Origin of the sequence: Mesorhizobium sp. Primo-A, assembly GCF_003997175.1 — a bacterium.
GTDB classification, from domain to species: domain Bacteria; phylum Pseudomonadota; class Alphaproteobacteria; order Rhizobiales; family Rhizobiaceae; genus Mesorhizobium; species Mesorhizobium ciceri.
Genome location: NZ_RZTG01000048.1, coordinates 1 through 750, shown reverse-complemented (window position 1 = coordinate 750; position 750 = coordinate 1). Strand labels below are relative to the sequence as shown.

The 750-nt window shown below is 60.7% G+C and carries 1 pseudogene; it reads left to right on the top strand.

What is annotated here, in order from left to right:
• Nucleotides 1–750: pseudogene (locus tag EOC83_RS32540) on the top strand (conjugal transfer protein TrbE); the annotation flags it as partial.

Below are 750 nucleotides of genomic sequence, written 5' to 3'. Positions count from 1 at the left end.
CTTCACCACGATCCGAGAAGGCGTCAATGCGGTCGAGGCTTGGCTCGGCTCATTGCCTGGCCATGTCTACGCTAACGTTCGCCAACCGCTCGTTCATACATTGAATCTTGCCCATCTCATGCCGCTGTCGTCGGTTTGGGCCGGTCCTGCGACAAACGAGCATCTCGCGAAAGTCACCCAAACCGAAGCGCCACCGCTTTTCGTTGCCGAGACCAGTGGGTCGACACCGTTTCGGCTTTCCACCCACGTCGAAGATGTCGGCCACATGCTGGTTGTTGGTCCGACCGGTGCCGGCAAGTCGGTTCTGCTTGCTCTGATTGCTCTGCAGTTCAGGCGCTACGCCGGCGCCCAGGTTTATGTCTTCGACAAAGGCAATTCGGCCCGTGCTGCAACACTTGCCATGGGTGGAGAACACCACGCGCTAGGAGCGGACGGTTCCCTTGCCTTTCAGCCACTGCGCAGCATCAACGACCAGGCTAGCCGAAGCTGGGCGGCCGAATGGATCGCCAGCCTTGTTGCCCACGAGAACGTCACCGTCACGCCGGAGGTGAAGGAGGCTATTTGGTCAGCGCTGGCCAGCCTTGCCACCGCGCCGGCGCAGGAACGCACACTGACCGGTCTTTCGGTCCTGCTTCAATCCAATGCGCTGAAGACCGCATTGATGCCCTACACGCTCGACGGTCCCTTCGGCCGCCTGCTCGATGCCGATCATGATGGGCTGGCCTTGTCGGATGTGCAGTGTTTCGAGAC